This is a genomic window from Nonomuraea ceibae, from assembly GCF_019396325.1.
Lineage (GTDB): Bacteria > Actinomycetota > Actinomycetes > Streptosporangiales > Streptosporangiaceae > Nonomuraea > Nonomuraea ceibae.
Genome location: NZ_JAHKRO010000006.1, coordinates 1 through 15,649 on the forward strand (window position 1 = coordinate 1; position 15,649 = coordinate 15,649).

The window sequence follows — 15,649 nt, forward strand, 5'->3', positions numbered from 1 at the left end:
CTTGCTCTGCTTGGGCTTGCCCGCCACGCCGGCGTCCTCCAGGTCGATCTCCGTCGATGCCTGGATCACAGTACTCATCACGGGTGTCCTCCATGATCAGGAGTTACACCGTTGTTCTTACACTCCCCGACGTGGAGGAAGGCGAAGAGCCGATGCCGCTTGGCGTGCATGAGGAAGGTTCGGAGTTGAGCGGCGGTCCAGATCGTTCCGGGTGGCTTGATCTCTGAGCGAGGCCGCTTGGCCTTCTCCACGGGGGAGCTGCTCAGGTACTCGTGGACGACGACCGCATCCCGGAAGGCACGGCGCAGGATGGCGTGAGTGTGCGTGACGGTCGAGGCCTTGAGCGGCTTGCCGTCCTGGCGGCCCTTGGTGCTCAGGTCGCGATAGAGCTTGGTGATCGTGGCGGGCCGTACCGCTTGAAGGCGCATCTTGCCGATGTACGGCTTGATGTAGAGGCGGATGCCCGCCTTGTAGTCCTCCAGGGTGCCGGGCTTGATCTCCATCGCGTGGTCCTCGATCCACATGTCGAGGAACTCCGCCACGGTGATCTCATCGCGGTCTACGTACTCACCGCGACGAGCCTTCACCCTCGCCTCGTCGCGAGCTTCCTTGGCCTTGTCCTCGGTGGTGAATCCGCCGACCCAGCGAGGACGGCTGAGGCCGGTCTCGGGGTCCTTGACGCGGATGACGTAGTACCAGGAGTTGCCGCGCTTGATCACGCCGTCGCGCAGCTTCGGGCCGGTCTTCTTCCGGGGCTGCTCGTCCGGAGCGCCTACGAGAGTCTTGGTCATGCTGCGTCCTCCTTCGCGGTCAGGCGGGCGATGTAGTCGGTCAGAGCGGTGACGGGGATACGGCGAGAGCCGTCGATGCGAAGGGAGGCGATCGCGCCCGTGGTGATCAGCTCGTAGAGCTTGCTACGGGAGATCGCGAGGGCTTCGGCCGCTTCGGGGACGGTGAGCAGGAGCCTGGTCATGGGCGGCCCCTGGAGTTGTGCAAGGCTTCGGCGAGGAGCGCGTCTCCGGCTGAGTGGCCCTTGCCTGCGTAGGCCCACTCGCTGATCACAAGGACGGTGTCCTCGTCGAAGAGGGGCAGGCGGCCAACGGCGATCTCGTGGTCGCGTACGTGGTCCTCGCGCGCGGCGCGCAGTGCGCCGAGGGTGGTGGAGTAGCGGCGGGAGCGGGTGGAGAAGTGGCCCCGGAAGCCGAGCATGTGTGCCCACTCGGCAAGGCGGAGTTCCTTGAGGTCGTCGATGGCACCCAGGCGGAGGCACTGGGTGACGAGTCGTTGGGCGTGGTCGCGGAGATTGAAGGCGTCGAGGTTGTCGAGTGGGTTGATGCGGCGGTCCAGGGTGCCGACGCATTCAGCGGCCTTGGTGGCGTACTTGGCGATGTAGCCGGCCACGGCTTGCTCGGTCAGGTCGCCGTCCATGGTGATCGGGCGAATGTCGAGCTGAGCTCCCCACTTGAGCAGCCGAGCCGGGGCATTCTCGATCGCAGGGACGAGAGCACTCACGACATGGGCGGCGTGCCGTACGGCTTGCGCCAGGACGTCAGCGGTGGCCCAGGCCGGAGGCGGTACGGCAGGCCCGCCGGGGCCGTCGAGGCGGATGATGGCGTGGAAGTGGACGACGCCGCGTCGCTGGTATTCGGCAACCTTGGCGAAGGAGACCGTCACGTGGTTGCGAAGGTCCTTGAGGGCCAGGCCGCCGAGCTTGGCCAGGTGGCGACGCAACGAGTCGGCGAACCGCTTCCAGAGGGTGGGCGCCAGAGCGTTGAACAGGACTGAGCCCGTGTAGTCGTAGCAGTCCGGGCACAGCGGTTCGCCGAGGCGGGGATCGTCGGGGCTGTGCTTGGCCGTGCACGACAGGACGCGCCCGTGAGGACATGTCTCGGCGTCGCGGCGGGCGTGACAGGGCAGGGCCTTCCCGCTCCTCTCTTTGCGGGAGTGGACCACGCCGAAGGACGGAGCGGTGAGGGTGACGAAGAGCGTCGGGTGCGAGGTGACAGCCTCAGGGACGCCCTTGCCGCCGACGAGCCCGGCGCGGATGAGTTGGTAGGTGTCGGCCCGGTAGACCTCAGCGCAGGCTGGGCAGCGGGAAGCGCGGCGGGTCTTGCAGGGCAGGCGCAGGACGCCGTCAGGCTCGCGGTTGGTGCTGTAGCGGTGGAGCAGTGCGCCGGTGGCGGCGTCGTAGTGCTCGACCTTGCCTCGCAGGTGAATGGGCTGTCGGCATCCGCCCGTGGCGTGGATCTGGGCGGCCCACCGGTCGAAGTCGTCGGAGTTGAGGCGGGTGATCAGGCCGTGGAGTACGTGCGGATTGGTGATGCTTGTGGGCAAGATGGAGACCTCCTTTCGCTCGTTCGGGTGAAGGGATGGCCCCCGACCTGGCAGGCGTCTTGGCGGATGTACGGCCAGGCCGGGGGCGCTGCGCTATGCGCCGTGGTTGTCGAGACCGGAGCCGAAGCAGTCGCGGCAGGTCTCGCGGTCACCGTCGAGGCCGGTGCCGTTGCAGGTACAGCAGGCGAAGCGCATGGCGATCACCTCCCTTCCTTGGGCAGGGTGTTGACGTAGACCCGCCAGTGGCGAGGGCGAGCGCGGTCGGGGTAGGCGCGGGAGACACCCGAGACGGTGAAGTTGAGGCGGAGCCGGAACAGGGCGTCGATGATCTCGGCGCGGGTGCCGTCGAGGCGGATTCGCATGATCGGGTCTCCTATTCGGGATGGACGTGGCCGTAGTAGCTGGATTCGGCCTGGTGGCGAGCACGTGCACCGGAGAGGATCGCCACGGCCCGGTACTCGACCGGCCCGAAGTGGATCGAGGTGCCATAGTGGCCGTGCGGGATCTCCTCGATCTCGACCGTGGTCCCGAGCCAGGTGGCGATCTGGTCGACTTCGGCGCACAGAGCGCCATCGCTAGCGTCGTGCGGGAAGTGATGGACTGTCGCGGTGCGGGGGACCGGCAGGGCGGGGTTGGCCTCCAGGAAGGCGGCCAGGTCGCGCAGGCCGGAGATGACGGCGGTTCGGTGGTTCATGTGGTGATCTCCCTTCAGGCAGTGCGCAGGGTGCGCAGCAGGTCGGAGGCGAGTTGGTTGGAGACGCCGAGGCGGACTCGGAGGGCGTCGCGGGTGATGGGCCTGCCGTGCTTGGCTTGATGTTCGTCGGCGACACGGCGGGCGTAGTCGAGCAGGGCCGGGGCGGGGCTTTCGGCTCCTTCGTCCTCGGACTCGTCCCCGGCGTCCTCGATCTCCGGGACGGGGACGAGCGCCGGGGACGGCTCAGGACGGGAGTCGGTGGCGCGGCGCTCCAGCATGGAGACGGCGACCAGGAAGGCCCCGGCAGGCGTAGCGGCGGTGATCCAGCCCCACACGGTCGGTATGGCTTGCGCCAGGTTGGCAGCCAGGGACAGGACGACACCGCCAGCCAGGACGAGGACGGGCCAGGAGATCAGCCCGCGCCGGACGCGGCCCGTCTTCTTGTCACGCTGCCTTTCTCTGGCGGCCATGACACAGGTGAGGTCGATGCACACCGCCACCGCCCAGGACATCCAGCCGGTTTGGCCGTGGTCGGCGGCGGTGTCGCGGATGTGGGTGAACGATCCGGCACCAGCGATGACGGCCAGGACGAGGACCGGCCCGGAGTCGAGCAGCCAGGAGGCGAAGCCTCGCATCGTTACCCCCTTTCGTGGATCAGGCGTCGAGCAGTTGGGACGGGTCGAAGTCGGGCAGGTGGGCGGTGATCTCGTCCCAGGCCGGGGCCAGGTGGGCGTACGTCCTGGCGGCGTGTTCAGCGGCGGTTTCGGTGACGTAGAAGGAGCGAGCGCGGTACCACTGGCCGTCCGAGGATGCGATGATCGCGACGCCGGGTGTCTCGGCAGCGATGGAGCGAGCGGAGACGAGCGCGGCGGGGTCGAGGTCGCCGAGGGTCATGGTCGCCGTTTCTGGATCGTTGACCCGGTGGCAGATCCGTCCCGAGCACTGGGCGCGGAGAGCGGTGACGCCGGGGCCGAGGTCGGAGCCGATCCGTTGGCCGCAGCAGAACAGGTAGATCCCGAACGCCCGCCCGAGCTGTGCCACCCGCAGGAGCGCGGTCGAGGTGCGGGCGACCTCGTCCTTCTCGGACTTGTCGGCCATCAGGTAGAGCTCTGCCAGCTCATCGACCAGGACGACGACCGGGACCGGGCGTAGGGCGGGCGGGAGTTGCCAGATGTTGCGGGCAGCGGCCTGACGGCATAGGCCCATGCGATCGACCATCAGGGCGACCAGATCATCCAGCAGCTTGAGAGACTCCGAACGGTCGGTGGCCAGGGCCGACAGGCGCGGAGCGTAGGGAGTGAACTCGACCCCGCCCTTGAGGTCGAAGCCGACCAGCGCCACAGGCTGCGGGGCCAGGCCGACAATGAGGGCATTAGCGAGGTTGGACTTGCCGCTCTGAGTCGCTCCGGCGTTGAGCCAGTGCGGGATGGTGCGGAAGTCGACCACCCACGGCTTGCCGGTCTCCAACCGGCCCACGGTGACCTTGAGCAACTCCGGACTCGCGGGGAGGTGGTCGATCTTCACCAGCGGGTCACGCATCGTGGCCATGAGCACCACGCGCCCAGGCCGGGGCGAGGAGACTCGTACCGCATGAACGCCCCACGAGTGCGCCAGTGCTTCCGCGGCTTCGGCGTAGTCGCCGGGGACCTGGCCCTCCAGCGTCCACAGGGTGACGCGCCAGCCGTGCCGGGTTGGCAGTGGCAGCCACATCCACGGCTTGGTATCGACGGCGACCCGTTGGAAGCGCCGCCGTACTTTGACGATGCCGGTGGAGGCGATCGCGCCGGGGACGGTGGTGAACCACCAGCGCTGCCGCTTCTTGGTCAGCCCGCAGCCGAGTGCCACCCGCCGCCAGGACGCGCGGACCGACAGGGCCATCAGCGGATAGCCGAGCACCAGCCAGAAGGACCGGTAGTGCCACCGGCGCCAGGCCCACAGCCCGACGCCGATGACCACCAGGGCCAGAAGGGCCTTAAGCATCGGCGCCCTCCCGCACAGGAAGCAGCGCCGAGGCGCGGTAGGCGATGCCCCACCGTCCGGCGATCTCCCACACGTAGCCGAGCAGGCCGACCGCGTTGACGGAGTCTCCGGTGGTGATGGGTGGTTCGCCGGTGGTGCCGATCTTGACGAGTTCGATCCGGCCGAACTCGTCCTCTACCGAGACGGTGACCTCGTAGACGGTGTTGCCGTTCTTGTCAGTCTTGATCTCGCCGGTGTCGCGGTTGAGCACGCGCGGCCGGGGAGCCTTGACGCAGGTGATGGAGAGCTTGGACGTGTCCACAGGGATCGGGACGGAACGCATAGGGTCTGACCTCCTTATTCGTCGTAGCCAACATAGTTAACCTAGTTGGCTCAGTTGTCAATGTTTGCATGGCTGGCTTGGTGTGGTGAGATTGGGATGATGGTTAAGCACACCGGGCGGCCCGGCTATCTCCAGATCGCTGACGATCTGCGCGCGCAGATCCGAGGCGGAGCCCTCGCGCCCGGGGCCCCGTTGCCCTCCACGGCCCAGCTCGCCGAGCAGTACGACGCTTCGCTGTCGCTGGTGAAGATGGCCGTCGGCGTGCTCCGCACTGAGGGCCTCGTGGTCGGCCAGCAAGGCAAAGGCGTGTTCGTCCGGGACGCTGCGGAGACCCCGGCGGACGAGATTGCCGAGCTGCGCGCCGCCGTACAGGAGTTGTCCGTACGGCTCGCGCGGGTTGAGGAGCAGCTCGCTACGTCCACTGAACGCCCCTCGTAACCATCCGGGCGCGGAGGCTGGCACTCATCCGCCGATCGGCCCGATGAATGTGGACCACCAGGGCGACGAAGCCGGTCGCCAGCGCCAGGGTCAGCAGGGCGGTACCGATGAGCGCGATCATGACCAGACCACCCCGGCCTTGCCGCCGTTGCGCGGGCCGCGCGGAGGCCGCCGAGTCTCGCCCCGCCGCTTCCTGTTCCTGGCCGCCTGCTTCTTGATCCAGCGGTCCCGGGCAAGGCACTTGGTGCAGCGGTTCTGTCCCTCGTCGAGCTGTCCGCCGCACTCGCAGGCGGGGGACGGGTAGATCTCGTTGGTCATGTGATCACCTCTCCTTTCGATCAGCGGTCTTGCTTGCAGATCGAGAATGCGACGGAGAGTGAGGACGAGATCACTACACGACGGGACATGTTCAAGACGTCCGGCCTACGATGTTGCGGTCCCTGGATGTCCCCCGCAGGCAGGTGAAATGGCGAACGAACGGCTCCGCGCGGCCCTGCTCAAGAAGGGCGTGGGCATCGCCCAGTTGGCCGAGGCGGTCCAGGTGGACCCCAAAACGGCGGAGCGGTGGGTCACGCAGGGGCGTCAGCCGTACAGAAAGCACCGCTTTGCCACAGCTTCGTACCTGGGTGTGGACGAGTCTTACCTGTGGCCGGAGGCTCTGACGCGGGAGCAGGTGGCGTCAGCGTCGGAGAGCGAGTTGGTGCGGGTGTATCCGCATCGATGGACCGTCCCGAGGGACGAGTGGGGACGACTGTTCGCCGAGGCGTCCCAGGAGATCGGCATCCTCGTCTACAGCGGGGTTTTCCTTGCCGACGATGCTGGGATCGTGCGGATGCTGCGCGAGAAGGCCGGGGCCGGTGTCAGGGTGCGTATCCTGCTTGGCGACCCCGAATGCGCCGAGGTGGCGCAGCGCGGCGCAGACGAAGGCATCGACGACGGCATGGCTGCCCGTATCAAGAACGTCTTGGTGCTCTACCGGCCCTTGTGCGGGCGGGCGAACGTCGAGATCCGGTTGCATCGCACGGTGCTGTACAACTCGATCTACCGCGCCGACGATCAGCTTCTCGTCAACACCCACGTGTACGGCACGCCCGCAGCCAACGCGCCCGTTTTCCACCTTCAGAAGGTCGAGGGGGGCGACATGGTCAACACCTACGTCGAGAGCTTCGAGCGGGTCTGGGCCGGGGCCGTCCCCGTAGAGTCCTGAGCATGAGCCGCCGCATCGACTACTACGACGACCCGGACGCACCCAAGCCGAACAGCCTGGTTCCCTCCGTGAACGTCGTGGTGACCAACGACGCCGGAGATGTGCTGATGATCCAGCGCACCGATAACGGGAACTGGGCCGTCCCTGGCGGAGCGATCGACCTGGGGGAGTCGATCCCGGCGGCAGCCGTACGGGAGACGCTGGAGGAGACGGGGATCACGTGCGAGGTCACTGGGCTGGTTGGCACCTACAGCGACCCCCGACACGTGATCCTCTACACCTCCAACGGTGAGGCCCGGCAAGAGTTCTCCCTTGTCCTCACCGCCCGAGCCGTGAGCGGGCAGCCGGCCCCGAGCGACGAGTCGCGCGAAGTACGCTGGGTGCCGCGCGGCCAGCTCGCCGACCTGCCGATGGACCGCTCGATGAGGATGCGGATCGAGCACTACCTAGCCGGGACTGGCCTGCCGTACATCGGATAGCGCTGTCTCGACAGCCTTGACGGCGGCGAGGATGCACGGGGTCGAGGTCGTGATGGAGCGGGACACCAAGTGCTCGGGGCCATAGCGCGAGTGGATCTCGGCAAGGCGCTCGGTGACGTCGAGATGGGTGCCATCCGGGCCGGTGGTCATGTCGCAGTACGTTAGGGCCTCCACCAACTCCGGACGTTCCTCGTTGAACTCTGTCGTGAGGGCGTCGAAGAGGTTGCGGTTGAGTGCCTCGTTGACCGCGCAGGAGTGGTGCGCCACAAGGCGACACAACGTCTCATCGGCTTTGGCTACGTCGCGCAAGTAGCGTGCGCCATCGAGCGGGTGGAACCCGGTCTCGACGAGATTCGGGGCATACCCGATGTCGTGGAGGTAGGCGGCGGCGATCAGGGTGTCGGTCTCCGCGCCGAGGATCGGCGTCAGAGATTCGGCGCGCTTGGCTACGCCCTTGGTGTGCGCCCAGCGCCGGGGCAAGGTCGGCTCCAGCAGGTGTTTGGCCAGGTCATGTGCCCAGTCAGCTTGTCCCACGCTGTTCAACATAACCTGGCAGCCCCGGCGCAGATCTAGGGGACGCGCTTGGACGTCTCAGGACGTCTCGCCACATTGCTTCACGAACCGTCCCCGCCCGTGCTCAGCGTGGATCAATCCCTCCTGCTCCAGGACGCTGAGGGCTTGGCGGACGGTATTGCGAGACGCCGTGTAGCGCCGCCGGAGCGCGGCCTCGCTCGGGACAGCAGGGCCGAGCGCTCCGGATGTGATCTGAGCGCGGAGGTCATCGGCGATCTGCCGATAGCGGTACGGCTCCGCCGTACTGCCGGAGACCACGCGCCCCTTGGACGGGATGGTGACGATCAGGCCCTCGTCCTCCAGGACGGTCAGGGCGCGTCGTGCGGTGTTGCGGGCTACGCCGAACTCCGCGCACAGCTCTGCCTCGCTGGGCATGGGGGAGCCCGCCGGGTAGACACCCTCGCTGATGCGAGCACGGAGGCGGTCGGCAATCTGGGAGTAGACCCGCCAGCCGGTCAAGATCTCAGCGGTACGCATCGGCAATCTTGCTGAGGTCGATGCCGAGTTCTCCTTGGTCGCCCTCGCGCCAGCCGTCCCGAGCTGCCTCCGTGATGCGGTCAGCCGCCGCAGGCAACCGGAGGAACGAGACCCGTTCGTTCTGCTGATCCCCCCAGTAGAACCAGCAGAACGGCAGGTGCGCGAAGATCCATCGCAACCGGCCTTGGCTGTCGGTGACTTCAAGTGCGGGCCGCCCATCGGTCGTCACGCCCAGGACGACCGGCACGTCTCGTTCGGTGAGTTCTTGGCGAAGACCGGTGAGCAGCTCCTGTGCGTAGGCGCGTTGCCGCTCCTTGATGATCTGCCTTCCCTGCATCCGTGTCCCTCCGTTCGCTTGTGTGCCTTGAGGGTCACGCAGGGTCGAGGGCCGGGATACCACGACTTAGGGACGTCTAGGGACGTCTCGTGTTAGCTTCGCAGATAGAGGTGGTTCTGCGGGAGGAGCAGGGCGGATGAACCAGCGCTTGCACCAGGCCATGGCGGTTGCCCGTCTCCAGGCGGTGGACGTGGCGGCCCGGCTGGCCGTTGACCCCAAGACTGTGGAGCGCTGGATCAGAGGACGGGTTCCGTACCCGCGTCATCGGTGGGCTGTCGCTGATCTTCTTCGCGTAGACGAGGCCGACCTATGGCCAGACGTCGAGGGCGGGAGGCGGCCGCTCTGTGGAGAGATCCGCGCGGTCTACCGGCACAGGCACGAGGTCCCCCGAGTTGTGTGGCATGAACTCTTTGGGAGCGCGCAAGAGGAGATTGGCATCCTCACCTACAGCGGCTTGTTTCTTGCCGAGGACCCTGCCGTCATGCGGACGATCGGAGAACGGGCACGGGCAGGCGTGCGAGTGCGAATCCTCCTTGGGGACTCAGCAAGCGCGGAAGTAGCCGCGAGGGGGATCGACGAGTGCATCGGTCCGGAGGTCATGGCGGCCAGGACCAAGAACGCTCTTGCGCTCTTCCGGCCTTTGGTTGAGGTGCCCGGTGTGGAGCTCCGGGTGCATCGGACGGTCCTCTACAACTCGATCTACCGTGCTGATAGACAGCTCATGGTCAACACACATGCCTACGCAGTTCCAGCAGCCAAGGCCCCGGTGACACACTTCCGCATCCAGGAGCCGGAGGGAGCCGCAGCCGTCTACGCAAGCAGCTTTGAGCGCGTCTGGACTGGCGCGGAGCCCGTGACAGGCTGACCCCGCTGCAAGTGAAAGCAACTTTTCTGTACGTCATTAAAGCCGGTCCGCCTGCGGCGGCCCGGCGCGCGTCTGGCGGTCTGCTGGCCGCGCTGCGGCTCTCCGGCCGGTCGCGGCCAGCACCGCCCACGCGCGCTGTCCGACGCAGATACCGGCTACGTCGATCGAAGTACTTCACAGGGCCAGGCGGCAGGCATCCCGGTTGTGCCACTGAAGGTCAGAACATGCCTTCGGCGAGGATCTCCGGCCCCAAGGTGATCATTTCGCGGGACTGGGCGTGTGGAGTGGTTGCGGTGGAAGCCTGATCGCCTCGCACACCATCGACCCAGGCAAGCCCAGCAGACCGGCTCCTCCGTATCAAGCCCGGCTGTGACCGCAGGACAACAGATGATCGTGGAAGTGTGATCCGTGAATGTACACGCGAAGCCGAGCTTGACACTCCGTCCCCGGTCCGCTGCCGCTTCGCGGTGGGTCGACGGCGTACGAGGTGATCAGGCAGGGGGAGCTGTGGGGGCGGCCCCGACCCAGGGATGATGCTGGTGTGCTGATTCGTATCGAGGCGAGCGATCTGCCAGGTCGGCAGTGTGGGCAGGCCCCGGGATTTCCGGGCTACAGCAATATCCACGTCGGTGTGCAGCGCCGGGGGCGTCCCGACGAGTTGCTCCAGCTGTATCCGGGTGATGCTCCATCGGCGGTGTGGGAGTTGGCGGCCAAGGCGACTCGCAACGGGGCCGGGTGGGACCTTCTTGGCCCGTACGTGCAGGGCGGGCCGGGCGGTCGGTTCGTGTATCTGTCATGGGGGACGGTCGATGAGGCCGGGGCGTTCACGATGTTTCGGCGGGCGAAGCTGTGGTTCGACGGCATCCCCGCGAGCGTGCTGGAGGCGGCGGTTGAGCATGGCGGATTGGTGGCGCGGCTGAGCTTGACGGACTCTCGCGGTCAGCCGCTGTGCGCGGCGGTTCGTCCGCCGTTGGTGGAGTGGTCCGCACTGCCTTCCTCATGACCTCCGACCTTGGGTTGGGTGCTGGATCCGGGATTGGTGAGGATGCTGCACACATCCTTGCTGGCACAGCGGGTCGGATCGGTGGCGTCGGCGCGGCGCTTGAGTCGTCGGAGGGCGTCCCGTGCTTGGGCGAGTTCTGCAAGGCGCTGTTCGATCTGGACGAGGTGCTGGTCAATCAGGTCGGTGACGTGGTTGCACGGGGCGCGGCCGCTGTCGCGGATCGCCAGGACGCTCCTGATTTCAGCGAGGGTGAGTCCTGCGGCTTGCGCATCGCGGATGAAACCCAGCCGGTCAGCGGCTTCGGCCGGGTAGTCGCGGTAGCCGGTCGAGGTGCGAGGCGGGGCGGGCATCAGGCCAGCCTCCTCGTAGAACCGGATGGTTTTCGCGCTGACTCCGGCATGTTCGGCGAGTGCTCCTATGCGCATCCTTCGACTCTACGCTTGACCTTCCAGTGCACTGGAACCCTTACCGTCCAAGGTGAGCGTAAATGCCGTCCAGGACCAGGAGGCGACCATGCTGGAGCTGACCATGCTGACCGTGCCCGACTGCCCGAACGAGGCAGTGTTGCGGGAACGACTCGTCCATGCCCTCACCGACCACCCAGAGGCGCAGATAACTACACACGTGATCGACAACCAGGCCGACGCGGCTCGTTGGGGTATGCATGGGTCTCCGACCCTGCTGATCAATGGGGTAGACGTCTTTGCCGCGCCGAACACCCCGGCCAGCGTCTCATGTCGCCTCTACCGAGATGAGTCAGGGCCGACCGGCGGCGCTCCCTCGGTGGTCGCGCTGCGGGAGGCTCTGCGTCACGCCGTCGATACTCCGATCCCTGCTGCGCTCGCTCAGGCAGCCGGCCGCGCCGGGCTCGGCAGGGTCGCTCCCGTGGAAGGCGGCTTGCGGGCGGTGCATCAGCGTGTCCTGAGGGCTTTTGTCGAGACCGGCCAGCCGCCTGCTCAGAAGGATCTCGACCAGGCCGCAGCGCCGTACGGGAGTAGCGGCTCCGAGGTGATGGCTCAGCTCCATGCGGCTGACTTCCTGCGCTTGGACCATAGTGGTGTGATCGTCGCCGCCTATCCGTTCTCCCCGACTCCGACCCTGCACCGGGTGCAGATCAGCGGGGGTCCCGAGGTCTACTCCATGTGCGCTATCGACGCACTGGGTATCGCCGCGATGATCGGTCGGGACGTCACGATTCATGCCACCGAGCCCGGTACCGGCCAGGCGATCACTGTCACGGTTTCTGCGCAGGGTGACCAGGTGGAGTGGAAACCGGGCTCTGCTGTGGTCTTCTACGGCCAGCAGGAAGATGCAGCCTGCTGTGAGACCTGTCCGCCCGAGTCGAGCGCTGACACTTCGGTGCCATCGGTGGCAGCGGACGTCTGTTGCGGCTACATCAACTTCTTCACCGACGCCGCAGCCGCCCAGGCGTGGAGCACGTCGCACCCGCAGGTGGCAGGGCAGATGCTTGCCCAGCGTCAGGCGTGGGAGATCGGCGTGCATATCTTCGGCCCGCTCCTCCGGCCGTTCGACTAGCCCAGATTCGACAATTGGGGATTGTCGCCTTCAATTCGACAATTTAGGGTTGTCGTATGGCTGAGGTGAACCTGCGCGAGCTAATCACTGCCGTACAAGAACGCGCTGACGGTGATGATCCGCTCGCGCTCCTGCAAGCGGCAGTCACCGTCGCTGGGGAAACCGCCGCCCTTGCCGACGACCTGATCGAGCACTTCGTGGGCGCCGCACGCGCGGCGAACGTCTCCTGGACGCTGATCGGCGAACGGCTCGGGGTGTCCAAGCAAGCAGCTCGGCAGAAGTTCGCTCACCGGCTAGAAGTCAGCGATCTACTGGGCGAGGCCGCCGAGCACATAATGATGGGGCCGCGCCTTTCTGCCTGCCTACAGGCGGCCCAGGCCGCAGCAGACGCCGACGACAGCGTGCCAGGCACACAGCACCTACTCCTCGGACTGCTCCATGTGGGTGTGGCCGCAAACATCCTGGACCAGCTCGGAGTTACCCGCGAGAAGGTACGCGAGGCCAACGCCCGCTTGTTCGAGCCCACGATGATCCTCGGCGAGGACGGGCACGAGCGCCGCGTAGTGGGCGACGGCGAGGCTGATGATGTCATGCACCACGCACGCCGTTTGGCCGCGCGTCGAGGTCAGTCACAGTATCGCTCCGAGCATGTCCTGTTCTGTCTCGCCACGGACCCCGGATCGTCGGCTCGACGAGTCCTGAATGACCTCGGGGTAGACGTTGCAAGGATCAAGAAGGAGATGGAGGAGTGGATTCCGCCGGTCCAACGCAGGCACCGGCGGATCGGTAAGGCCAAGGGGCCGGATCGCGCATGCTCGTTCTGCGGCTGCAAGGACCTTGGACCTCTGGTTGCCGGTCCTGGAGTGTGGATCTGTGGCAGTTGTGTCCACACGGCCATGGACATCCTCCGTGCCCAGCCCCAGGGACTGCGAACCGGCTGAAGATCACCCGGCGAGGCGTTCAGCGGTTGTTCAACAGCATCCGACAGTACGGCGCGCGGAAGTCGGAGAACCGAGAGCAGAAGTCCCGCGCAGGGTGCCCAGGGGTTGTGGATCGAGGCTTGGGTCGTGGCGGTTGCTGATCTCGGGAGCGCGGAATGACGGTCGTTTTGCGCTTCCGTGCTCGCCGCTCAGCGTTCGGGCTGCCTGACGGGGAAGGGCTCGCGACGGGCGTGGACGGGGATGGAAGGGGCGAGGCCGACGACGTCGGGGGAGAAGCCGATCCAGCTGGCTTTACTGCGGTCGTGGACGATGAGGTATCGGAGGTGAGCAGCGCTCCGGCTCCGAAGCCAGTGAACAAAGCTGATGCTGCGAGGACCACGGCCAGGCGCTTCGGTACCCCGTTCGCTACCCTCCTGATCCAGGGCGGGCGCGGGCTGCTTCGGACGAAGGTCATTGGTGGCAAGTCGCGGTCCTGTGACACTCAGCCCCCTTCGGTCACTCTCCGTGGCAGCGTAGCCAGTTCGGGGCGAGGAGGGGTCTGTGGTTCGCGAAGTTCGGGCCATCCCGACCGGGCGATCTTGCTAACGCCGGTGCTAACAACGCCCCAGAACGCTGGTGGACGGGCATGGACTGTGATCATGCAAATTTGGCCCCTGAGCTGGAGCGGAAGGCCCGCATGGACGGTTCTGGACGATCATGCGGAATCTCGTAATGAAGGGGTCTGGGGTTCGAATCCCCAAGGCGGCTCCAGGTCAAAGGCCCTTCCGGATGATCCGGGAGGGCCTTTTGCATACCGTGAGCTCGAAGGTGGCGCGGGCGACTGGCCGTCACATGCCTTCTGGGCCAGAATCCGCAACGGCGCACCACCGTCATGGCCGGGAGAGGGCCTCGCCCTTTCCCGGTTCCTCCACCATCGGAAGGTGAGCATGCAGTCGCCGACGCACCTGCACGATCTCCTGGCCTCGACCATCTTCACCGAGGGACTCGATGACGAGATGGACCTGTGGACGCTGGGGTTCAGCGCCCTCTGGGTCAAAGGAATGGATCGCGACGCCGTCGCTGAGGCCTTCTCCCTGGACCTCGCCACCAGTACGCCGAGCCACCTGAACGAATTGCTCGACAACAGTGAGGAAGGCGGGCCCACCTGGGTGGGCGAGGCCGGAGGGTGGACCTGCGTCATTCCGGGGCCGACCGACGACGATTTCCTGCTGCCGTTGACTGCGGGCGGGCGGGAGGCGCTCTGCTTCAGTATGGATATGGGTGGCCATGACCATTTCAAGTATCTGAAGGACGGGGAGGTGGTTGTCGCCTTCCAGCCCACCTGGCCCGACCCCGTGCGCGGGAGCGATCCGCACGCGCTCGACCACCTCATGGAAGGGCTGCGCTTACGGACCAGTGGCGACGACGTCATCGAGGATCGCGTGGACGAGGGCGAGAGCATCAGCTCCGTCCTGACGCTGATCGGCCGGATCACGGGGACGGACATCGCCACTGACTGGCTTGAGGCGACGCACTCGCTCATCCGCCCTCGCTAGGGCGTTGACCACGATGGTCCGCTAGGTGCGGATGATCAAGCTGCTCAGGACGGCCCCAGCGTTGCCGGCGTTCGCTGCGGATGCGGGCTCGTCCGATGGCCGTGGACAGCGCTAGTAGCTGTCGCTCCAGTGGTACCAGGGGCCCTGGATGTGCTCGAAGGACGAAGCGACCGCGGGTTGGAGTCATCGACCGGAACGTGCTTGGGGCTCCATACGTAGCCGTAGGGGTCCACGCTGGGCCCGTTCTCGCCCAGCTTGAAGTAGACGCGCCTTCTCGATAGACAGCTTGAAACTCAGCCTCTCCAATCTCCAGTGGCCCATTCGTCATTGTCCCTGCCCGTGGGCGTCGCGGGGCGTGTGCTTCCATGACGCTATGGGAGCGGTTGTGACAAGCATCGTCGCGGTACTGGGCACTCTTCTCGGAGCCACGCTGAACCACCTGTTAGCCGCGCGAACGGCGAACCGGGCGGAACACCTGGCGAGGGCCGACAGGCTCAGGGCGGAACGCATGGACGCGTACTGCACTCTCGGGGGCGCACTCACCAACTATCGGCGCGGGCAGCTTGATCTTTGGTACGCGAGGCAGGAGAGCCCGGAGCAGTCGAGCTGGATCGAGCTGCGCCGGGAGGAGCAGCGGTTGCGGTCGGCGGCTCTGGAGGCGCTGTACCGGATGGAGCTCCTGACGGACGATGAGTCGCTCATCGCCAAGGGCTGGGAGGCGCTGCAGGCCGTCGACCGCATGAACGAGCTGAAAACCGGTGAGGAGCTGGATCAGCAGCGGGCCGTTTCCAGGACGCTCATCGCTGCCTTCATCCGTGCTTCGAAGCCGTTCGTCGCCCTCCGGATCGAAGGCCCGAAGAAGATCGAAGGGTCGAAGAAATAGGCCTTGCGGCGGTCGGCATACCGGGAACATACCGGGCTCTCATAG

23 protein-coding genes are annotated in these 15,649 nt (G+C 66.4%); 9 read left to right on the forward strand and 14 right to left on the reverse strand.

Annotated elements, in window-relative coordinates:
* Nucleotides 1–77: 77 nt before the first annotated feature.
* From KME80_RS06075 to KME80_RS06110, 8 genes are all read right to left on the reverse strand, one after another.
* Nucleotides 78–791, reverse strand: a complete 714-nt coding sequence (locus KME80_RS06075; protein ID WP_246644212.1) for an N-terminal phage integrase SAM-like domain-containing protein — start codon at nucleotides 789–791, stop codon at nucleotides 78–80.
* Nucleotides 788–973, reverse strand: a complete 186-nt coding sequence (locus KME80_RS06080; protein WP_219501246.1) for a helix-turn-helix domain-containing protein — start codon at nucleotides 971–973, stop codon at nucleotides 788–790. The genes KME80_RS06075 and KME80_RS06080 overlap by 4 nt, the downstream gene beginning before the upstream one ends.
* Nucleotides 970–2,334, reverse strand: a complete 1,365-nt coding sequence (locus tag KME80_RS06085) for a replication initiator (RefSeq protein ID WP_219501249.1) — start codon at nucleotides 2,332–2,334, stop codon at nucleotides 970–972. Before KME80_RS06085 ends, KME80_RS06080 begins: the two co-directional genes overlap by 4 nt.
* Before the next feature lie 200 nt (nucleotides 2,335–2,534).
* Nucleotides 2,535–2,696, reverse strand: a complete 162-nt coding sequence (locus KME80_RS06090) for a hypothetical protein (protein WP_219501252.1) — start codon at nucleotides 2,694–2,696, stop codon at nucleotides 2,535–2,537.
* Between the two features lie 11 nt (nucleotides 2,697–2,707).
* Complete coding sequence (locus tag KME80_RS06095) at nucleotides 2,708–3,028, reverse strand: hypothetical protein (RefSeq protein ID WP_219501255.1); 321 nt, start codon at nucleotides 3,026–3,028, stop codon at nucleotides 2,708–2,710.
* Nucleotides 3,029–3,042: 14 nt separating this feature from the next.
* A complete protein-coding gene (locus KME80_RS06100) occupies nucleotides 3,043–3,663 on the reverse strand; it encodes a DUF2637 domain-containing protein (protein ID WP_219501260.1) in 621 nt (206 codons plus the stop codon).
* Between the two features lie 19 nt (nucleotides 3,664–3,682).
* Nucleotides 3,683–5,008, reverse strand: a complete 1,326-nt coding sequence (locus tag KME80_RS06105; RefSeq protein ID WP_219501261.1) for an FtsK/SpoIIIE domain-containing protein — start codon at nucleotides 5,006–5,008, stop codon at nucleotides 3,683–3,685.
* Nucleotides 5,001–5,330: an SCO3933 family regulatory protein gene (locus KME80_RS06110; protein WP_219501264.1), complete on the reverse strand. Its 330-nt coding sequence runs from the start codon at nucleotides 5,328–5,330 to the stop codon at nucleotides 5,001–5,003. The genes KME80_RS06105 and KME80_RS06110 overlap by 8 nt, the downstream gene beginning before the upstream one ends.
* Before the next feature lie 96 nt (nucleotides 5,331–5,426).
* On the opposite strand from KME80_RS06110, the gene KME80_RS06115 reads away from it, so the two are divergent.
* Nucleotides 5,427–5,768 carry a winged helix-turn-helix domain-containing protein gene (locus tag KME80_RS06115; protein ID WP_246644214.1) on the forward strand — a complete coding sequence of 114 codons (342 nt, stop codon included), beginning with the start codon at nucleotides 5,427–5,429 and terminating at the stop codon, nucleotides 5,766–5,768.
* Here KME80_RS06115 and KME80_RS06120 read toward each other — a convergent pair.
* Both KME80_RS06120 and KME80_RS06125 read right to left on the reverse strand, forming a co-directional pair.
* A complete protein-coding gene (locus KME80_RS06120) occupies nucleotides 5,743–5,889 on the reverse strand; it encodes a hypothetical protein (RefSeq protein WP_219501266.1) in 147 nt (48 codons plus the stop codon). The two genes, KME80_RS06115 and KME80_RS06120, sit on opposite strands and share 26 nt — an antisense overlap.
* Nucleotides 5,886–6,086: a hypothetical protein gene (locus tag KME80_RS06125; RefSeq protein WP_219501268.1), complete on the reverse strand. Its 201-nt coding sequence runs from the start codon at nucleotides 6,084–6,086 to the stop codon at nucleotides 5,886–5,888. The genes KME80_RS06120 and KME80_RS06125 overlap by 4 nt, the downstream gene beginning before the upstream one ends.
* A 148-nt stretch (nucleotides 6,087–6,234) precedes the next feature.
* Between KME80_RS06125 and KME80_RS06130 the strand changes: the two genes are divergently transcribed.
* Together KME80_RS06130 and KME80_RS06135 are read left to right on the forward strand one after the other, a co-directional pair.
* Nucleotides 6,235–6,975, forward strand: a complete 741-nt coding sequence (locus tag KME80_RS06130; protein WP_219501271.1) for an XRE family transcriptional regulator — start codon at nucleotides 6,235–6,237, stop codon at nucleotides 6,973–6,975.
* 2 nt (nucleotides 6,976–6,977) lie between these two features.
* Nucleotides 6,978–7,454, forward strand: a complete 477-nt coding sequence (locus KME80_RS06135; RefSeq protein ID WP_219501273.1) for an NUDIX hydrolase — start codon at nucleotides 6,978–6,980, stop codon at nucleotides 7,452–7,454.
* On the opposite strand, the gene KME80_RS06140 is transcribed toward KME80_RS06135, so the two are convergent.
* Genes KME80_RS06140 through KME80_RS06150 form a run of 3 tightly spaced genes read right to left on the reverse strand, consistent with a single transcriptional unit; the run spans nucleotide 7,422 to nucleotide 8,841 of the window.
* Nucleotides 7,422–7,988 carry an HD domain-containing protein gene (locus KME80_RS06140; RefSeq protein WP_308125627.1) on the reverse strand — a complete coding sequence of 189 codons (567 nt, stop codon included), beginning with the start codon at nucleotides 7,986–7,988 and terminating at the stop codon, nucleotides 7,422–7,424. The two genes, KME80_RS06135 and KME80_RS06140, sit on opposite strands and share 33 nt — an antisense overlap.
* A gap of 57 nt (nucleotides 7,989–8,045) precedes the next feature.
* Nucleotides 8,046–8,504 carry a GntR family transcriptional regulator gene (locus tag KME80_RS06145; RefSeq protein WP_219501278.1) on the reverse strand — a complete coding sequence of 153 codons (459 nt, stop codon included), beginning with the start codon at nucleotides 8,502–8,504 and terminating at the stop codon, nucleotides 8,046–8,048.
* On the reverse strand, nucleotides 8,491–8,841 hold the full coding sequence (locus tag KME80_RS06150) for a hypothetical protein (protein WP_219501280.1): 351 nt from the start codon (nucleotides 8,839–8,841) through the stop codon (nucleotides 8,491–8,493). The genes KME80_RS06145 and KME80_RS06150 overlap by 14 nt, the downstream gene beginning before the upstream one ends.
* Before the next feature lie 136 nt (nucleotides 8,842–8,977).
* On the opposite strand from KME80_RS06150, the gene KME80_RS06155 reads away from it, so the two are divergent.
* Both KME80_RS06155 and KME80_RS06160 read left to right on the forward strand, forming a co-directional pair.
* Nucleotides 8,978–9,706, forward strand: coding sequence for a phospholipase D-like domain-containing protein (locus KME80_RS06155; RefSeq protein ID WP_219501282.1), 729 nt, complete (start codon nucleotides 8,978–8,980; stop codon nucleotides 9,704–9,706).
* Between the two features lie 541 nt (nucleotides 9,707–10,247).
* Nucleotides 10,248–10,709 carry a DUF5990 family protein gene (locus tag KME80_RS06160; RefSeq protein ID WP_308125628.1) on the forward strand — a complete coding sequence of 154 codons (462 nt, stop codon included), beginning with the start codon at nucleotides 10,248–10,250 and terminating at the stop codon, nucleotides 10,707–10,709.
* On the opposite strand, the gene KME80_RS06165 is transcribed toward KME80_RS06160, so the two are convergent.
* Nucleotides 10,646–11,134 carry a heavy metal-responsive transcriptional regulator gene (locus KME80_RS06165; protein ID WP_219501284.1) on the reverse strand — a complete coding sequence of 163 codons (489 nt, stop codon included), beginning with the start codon at nucleotides 11,132–11,134 and terminating at the stop codon, nucleotides 10,646–10,648. The two genes, KME80_RS06160 and KME80_RS06165, sit on opposite strands and share 64 nt — an antisense overlap.
* A gap of 88 nt (nucleotides 11,135–11,222) precedes the next feature.
* Between KME80_RS06165 and KME80_RS06170 the strand changes: the two genes are divergently transcribed.
* The 4 genes from KME80_RS06170 (at nucleotide 11,223) to kilB (ending at nucleotide 15,604) form a co-directional block, all read left to right on the forward strand.
* Nucleotides 11,223–12,245: an alkylmercury lyase family protein gene (locus KME80_RS06170; protein WP_219501286.1), complete on the forward strand. Its 1,023-nt coding sequence runs from the start codon at nucleotides 11,223–11,225 to the stop codon at nucleotides 12,243–12,245.
* A gap of 56 nt (nucleotides 12,246–12,301) precedes the next feature.
* Nucleotides 12,302–13,186 (forward strand): ClpX C4-type zinc finger protein, encoded by an 885-nt coding sequence (locus tag KME80_RS06175; RefSeq protein ID WP_219501288.1) that lies wholly within the window; start codon nucleotides 12,302–12,304, stop codon nucleotides 13,184–13,186.
* Between the two features lie 926 nt (nucleotides 13,187–14,112).
* The gene (locus tag KME80_RS06180; protein ID WP_246644232.1) at nucleotides 14,113–14,721 is read left to right on the forward strand and encodes a DUF6461 domain-containing protein; all 609 of its coding nucleotides are present in this window, start codon (nucleotides 14,113–14,115) and stop codon (nucleotides 14,719–14,721) included.
* Between the two features lie 385 nt (nucleotides 14,722–15,106).
* Nucleotides 15,107–15,604 carry a plasmid transfer protein KilB gene (gene kilB / locus KME80_RS06185; protein WP_219501292.1) on the forward strand — a complete coding sequence of 166 codons (498 nt, stop codon included), beginning with the start codon at nucleotides 15,107–15,109 and terminating at the stop codon, nucleotides 15,602–15,604.
* The last annotated feature ends 45 nt before the right edge of the window (nucleotides 15,605–15,649 follow it).

What these genes read in the sequence shown, in the direction of transcription:
- KME80_RS06155 (WP_219501282.1), top strand. Translation starts at nt 8,978, where the DNA reads ATGAACCAGCGCTTGCACCAGGCCATGGCGGTTGCCCGTCTCCAGGCG.
- KME80_RS06120 (WP_219501266.1), bottom strand. Translation starts at nt 5,889, where the DNA reads ATGATCGCGCTCATCGGTACCGCCCTGCTGACCCTGGCGCTGGCGACC.
- KME80_RS06125 (WP_219501268.1), bottom strand. Translation starts at nt 6,086, where the DNA reads ATGACCAACGAGATCTACCCGTCCCCCGCCTGCGAGTGCGGCGGACAG.
- KME80_RS06170 (WP_219501286.1), top strand. Translation starts at nt 11,223, where the DNA reads ATGCTGGAGCTGACCATGCTGACCGTGCCCGACTGCCCGAACGAGGCA.
- KME80_RS06115 (WP_246644214.1), top strand. Translation starts at nt 5,427, where the DNA reads ATGATGGTTAAGCACACCGGGCGGCCCGGCTATCTCCAGATCGCTGAC.
- KME80_RS06090 (WP_219501252.1), bottom strand. Translation starts at nt 2,696, where the DNA reads ATGCGAATCCGCCTCGACGGCACCCGCGCCGAGATCATCGACGCCCTG.
- KME80_RS06080 (WP_219501246.1), bottom strand. Translation starts at nt 973, where the DNA reads ATGACCAGGCTCCTGCTCACCGTCCCCGAAGCGGCCGAAGCCCTCGCG.
- KME80_RS06175 (WP_219501288.1), top strand. Translation starts at nt 12,302, where the DNA reads ATGGCTGAGGTGAACCTGCGCGAGCTAATCACTGCCGTACAAGAACGC.
- KME80_RS06110 (WP_219501264.1), bottom strand. Translation starts at nt 5,330, where the DNA reads ATGCGTTCCGTCCCGATCCCTGTGGACACGTCCAAGCTCTCCATCACC.
- KME80_RS06075 (WP_246644212.1), bottom strand. Translation starts at nt 791, where the DNA reads ATGACCAAGACTCTCGTAGGCGCTCCGGACGAGCAGCCCCGGAAGAAG.
- KME80_RS06135 (WP_219501273.1), top strand. Translation starts at nt 6,978, where the DNA reads ATGAGCCGCCGCATCGACTACTACGACGACCCGGACGCACCCAAGCCG.
- KME80_RS06095 (WP_219501255.1), bottom strand. Translation starts at nt 3,028, where the DNA reads ATGAACCACCGAACCGCCGTCATCTCCGGCCTGCGCGACCTGGCCGCC.
- KME80_RS06150 (WP_219501280.1), bottom strand. Translation starts at nt 8,841, where the DNA reads ATGCAGGGAAGGCAGATCATCAAGGAGCGGCAACGCGCCTACGCACAG.
- KME80_RS06100 (WP_219501260.1), bottom strand. Translation starts at nt 3,663, where the DNA reads ATGCGAGGCTTCGCCTCCTGGCTGCTCGACTCCGGGCCGGTCCTCGTC.
- KME80_RS06145 (WP_219501278.1), bottom strand. Translation starts at nt 8,504, where the DNA reads ATGCGTACCGCTGAGATCTTGACCGGCTGGCGGGTCTACTCCCAGATT.
- KME80_RS06180 (WP_246644232.1), top strand. Translation starts at nt 14,113, where the DNA reads ATGCAGTCGCCGACGCACCTGCACGATCTCCTGGCCTCGACCATCTTC.
- KME80_RS06165 (WP_219501284.1), bottom strand. Translation starts at nt 11,134, where the DNA reads ATGCGCATAGGAGCACTCGCCGAACATGCCGGAGTCAGCGCGAAAACC.
- KME80_RS06130 (WP_219501271.1), top strand. Translation starts at nt 6,235, where the DNA reads ATGGCGAACGAACGGCTCCGCGCGGCCCTGCTCAAGAAGGGCGTGGGC.
- KME80_RS06105 (WP_219501261.1), bottom strand. Translation starts at nt 5,008, where the DNA reads ATGCTTAAGGCCCTTCTGGCCCTGGTGGTCATCGGCGTCGGGCTGTGG.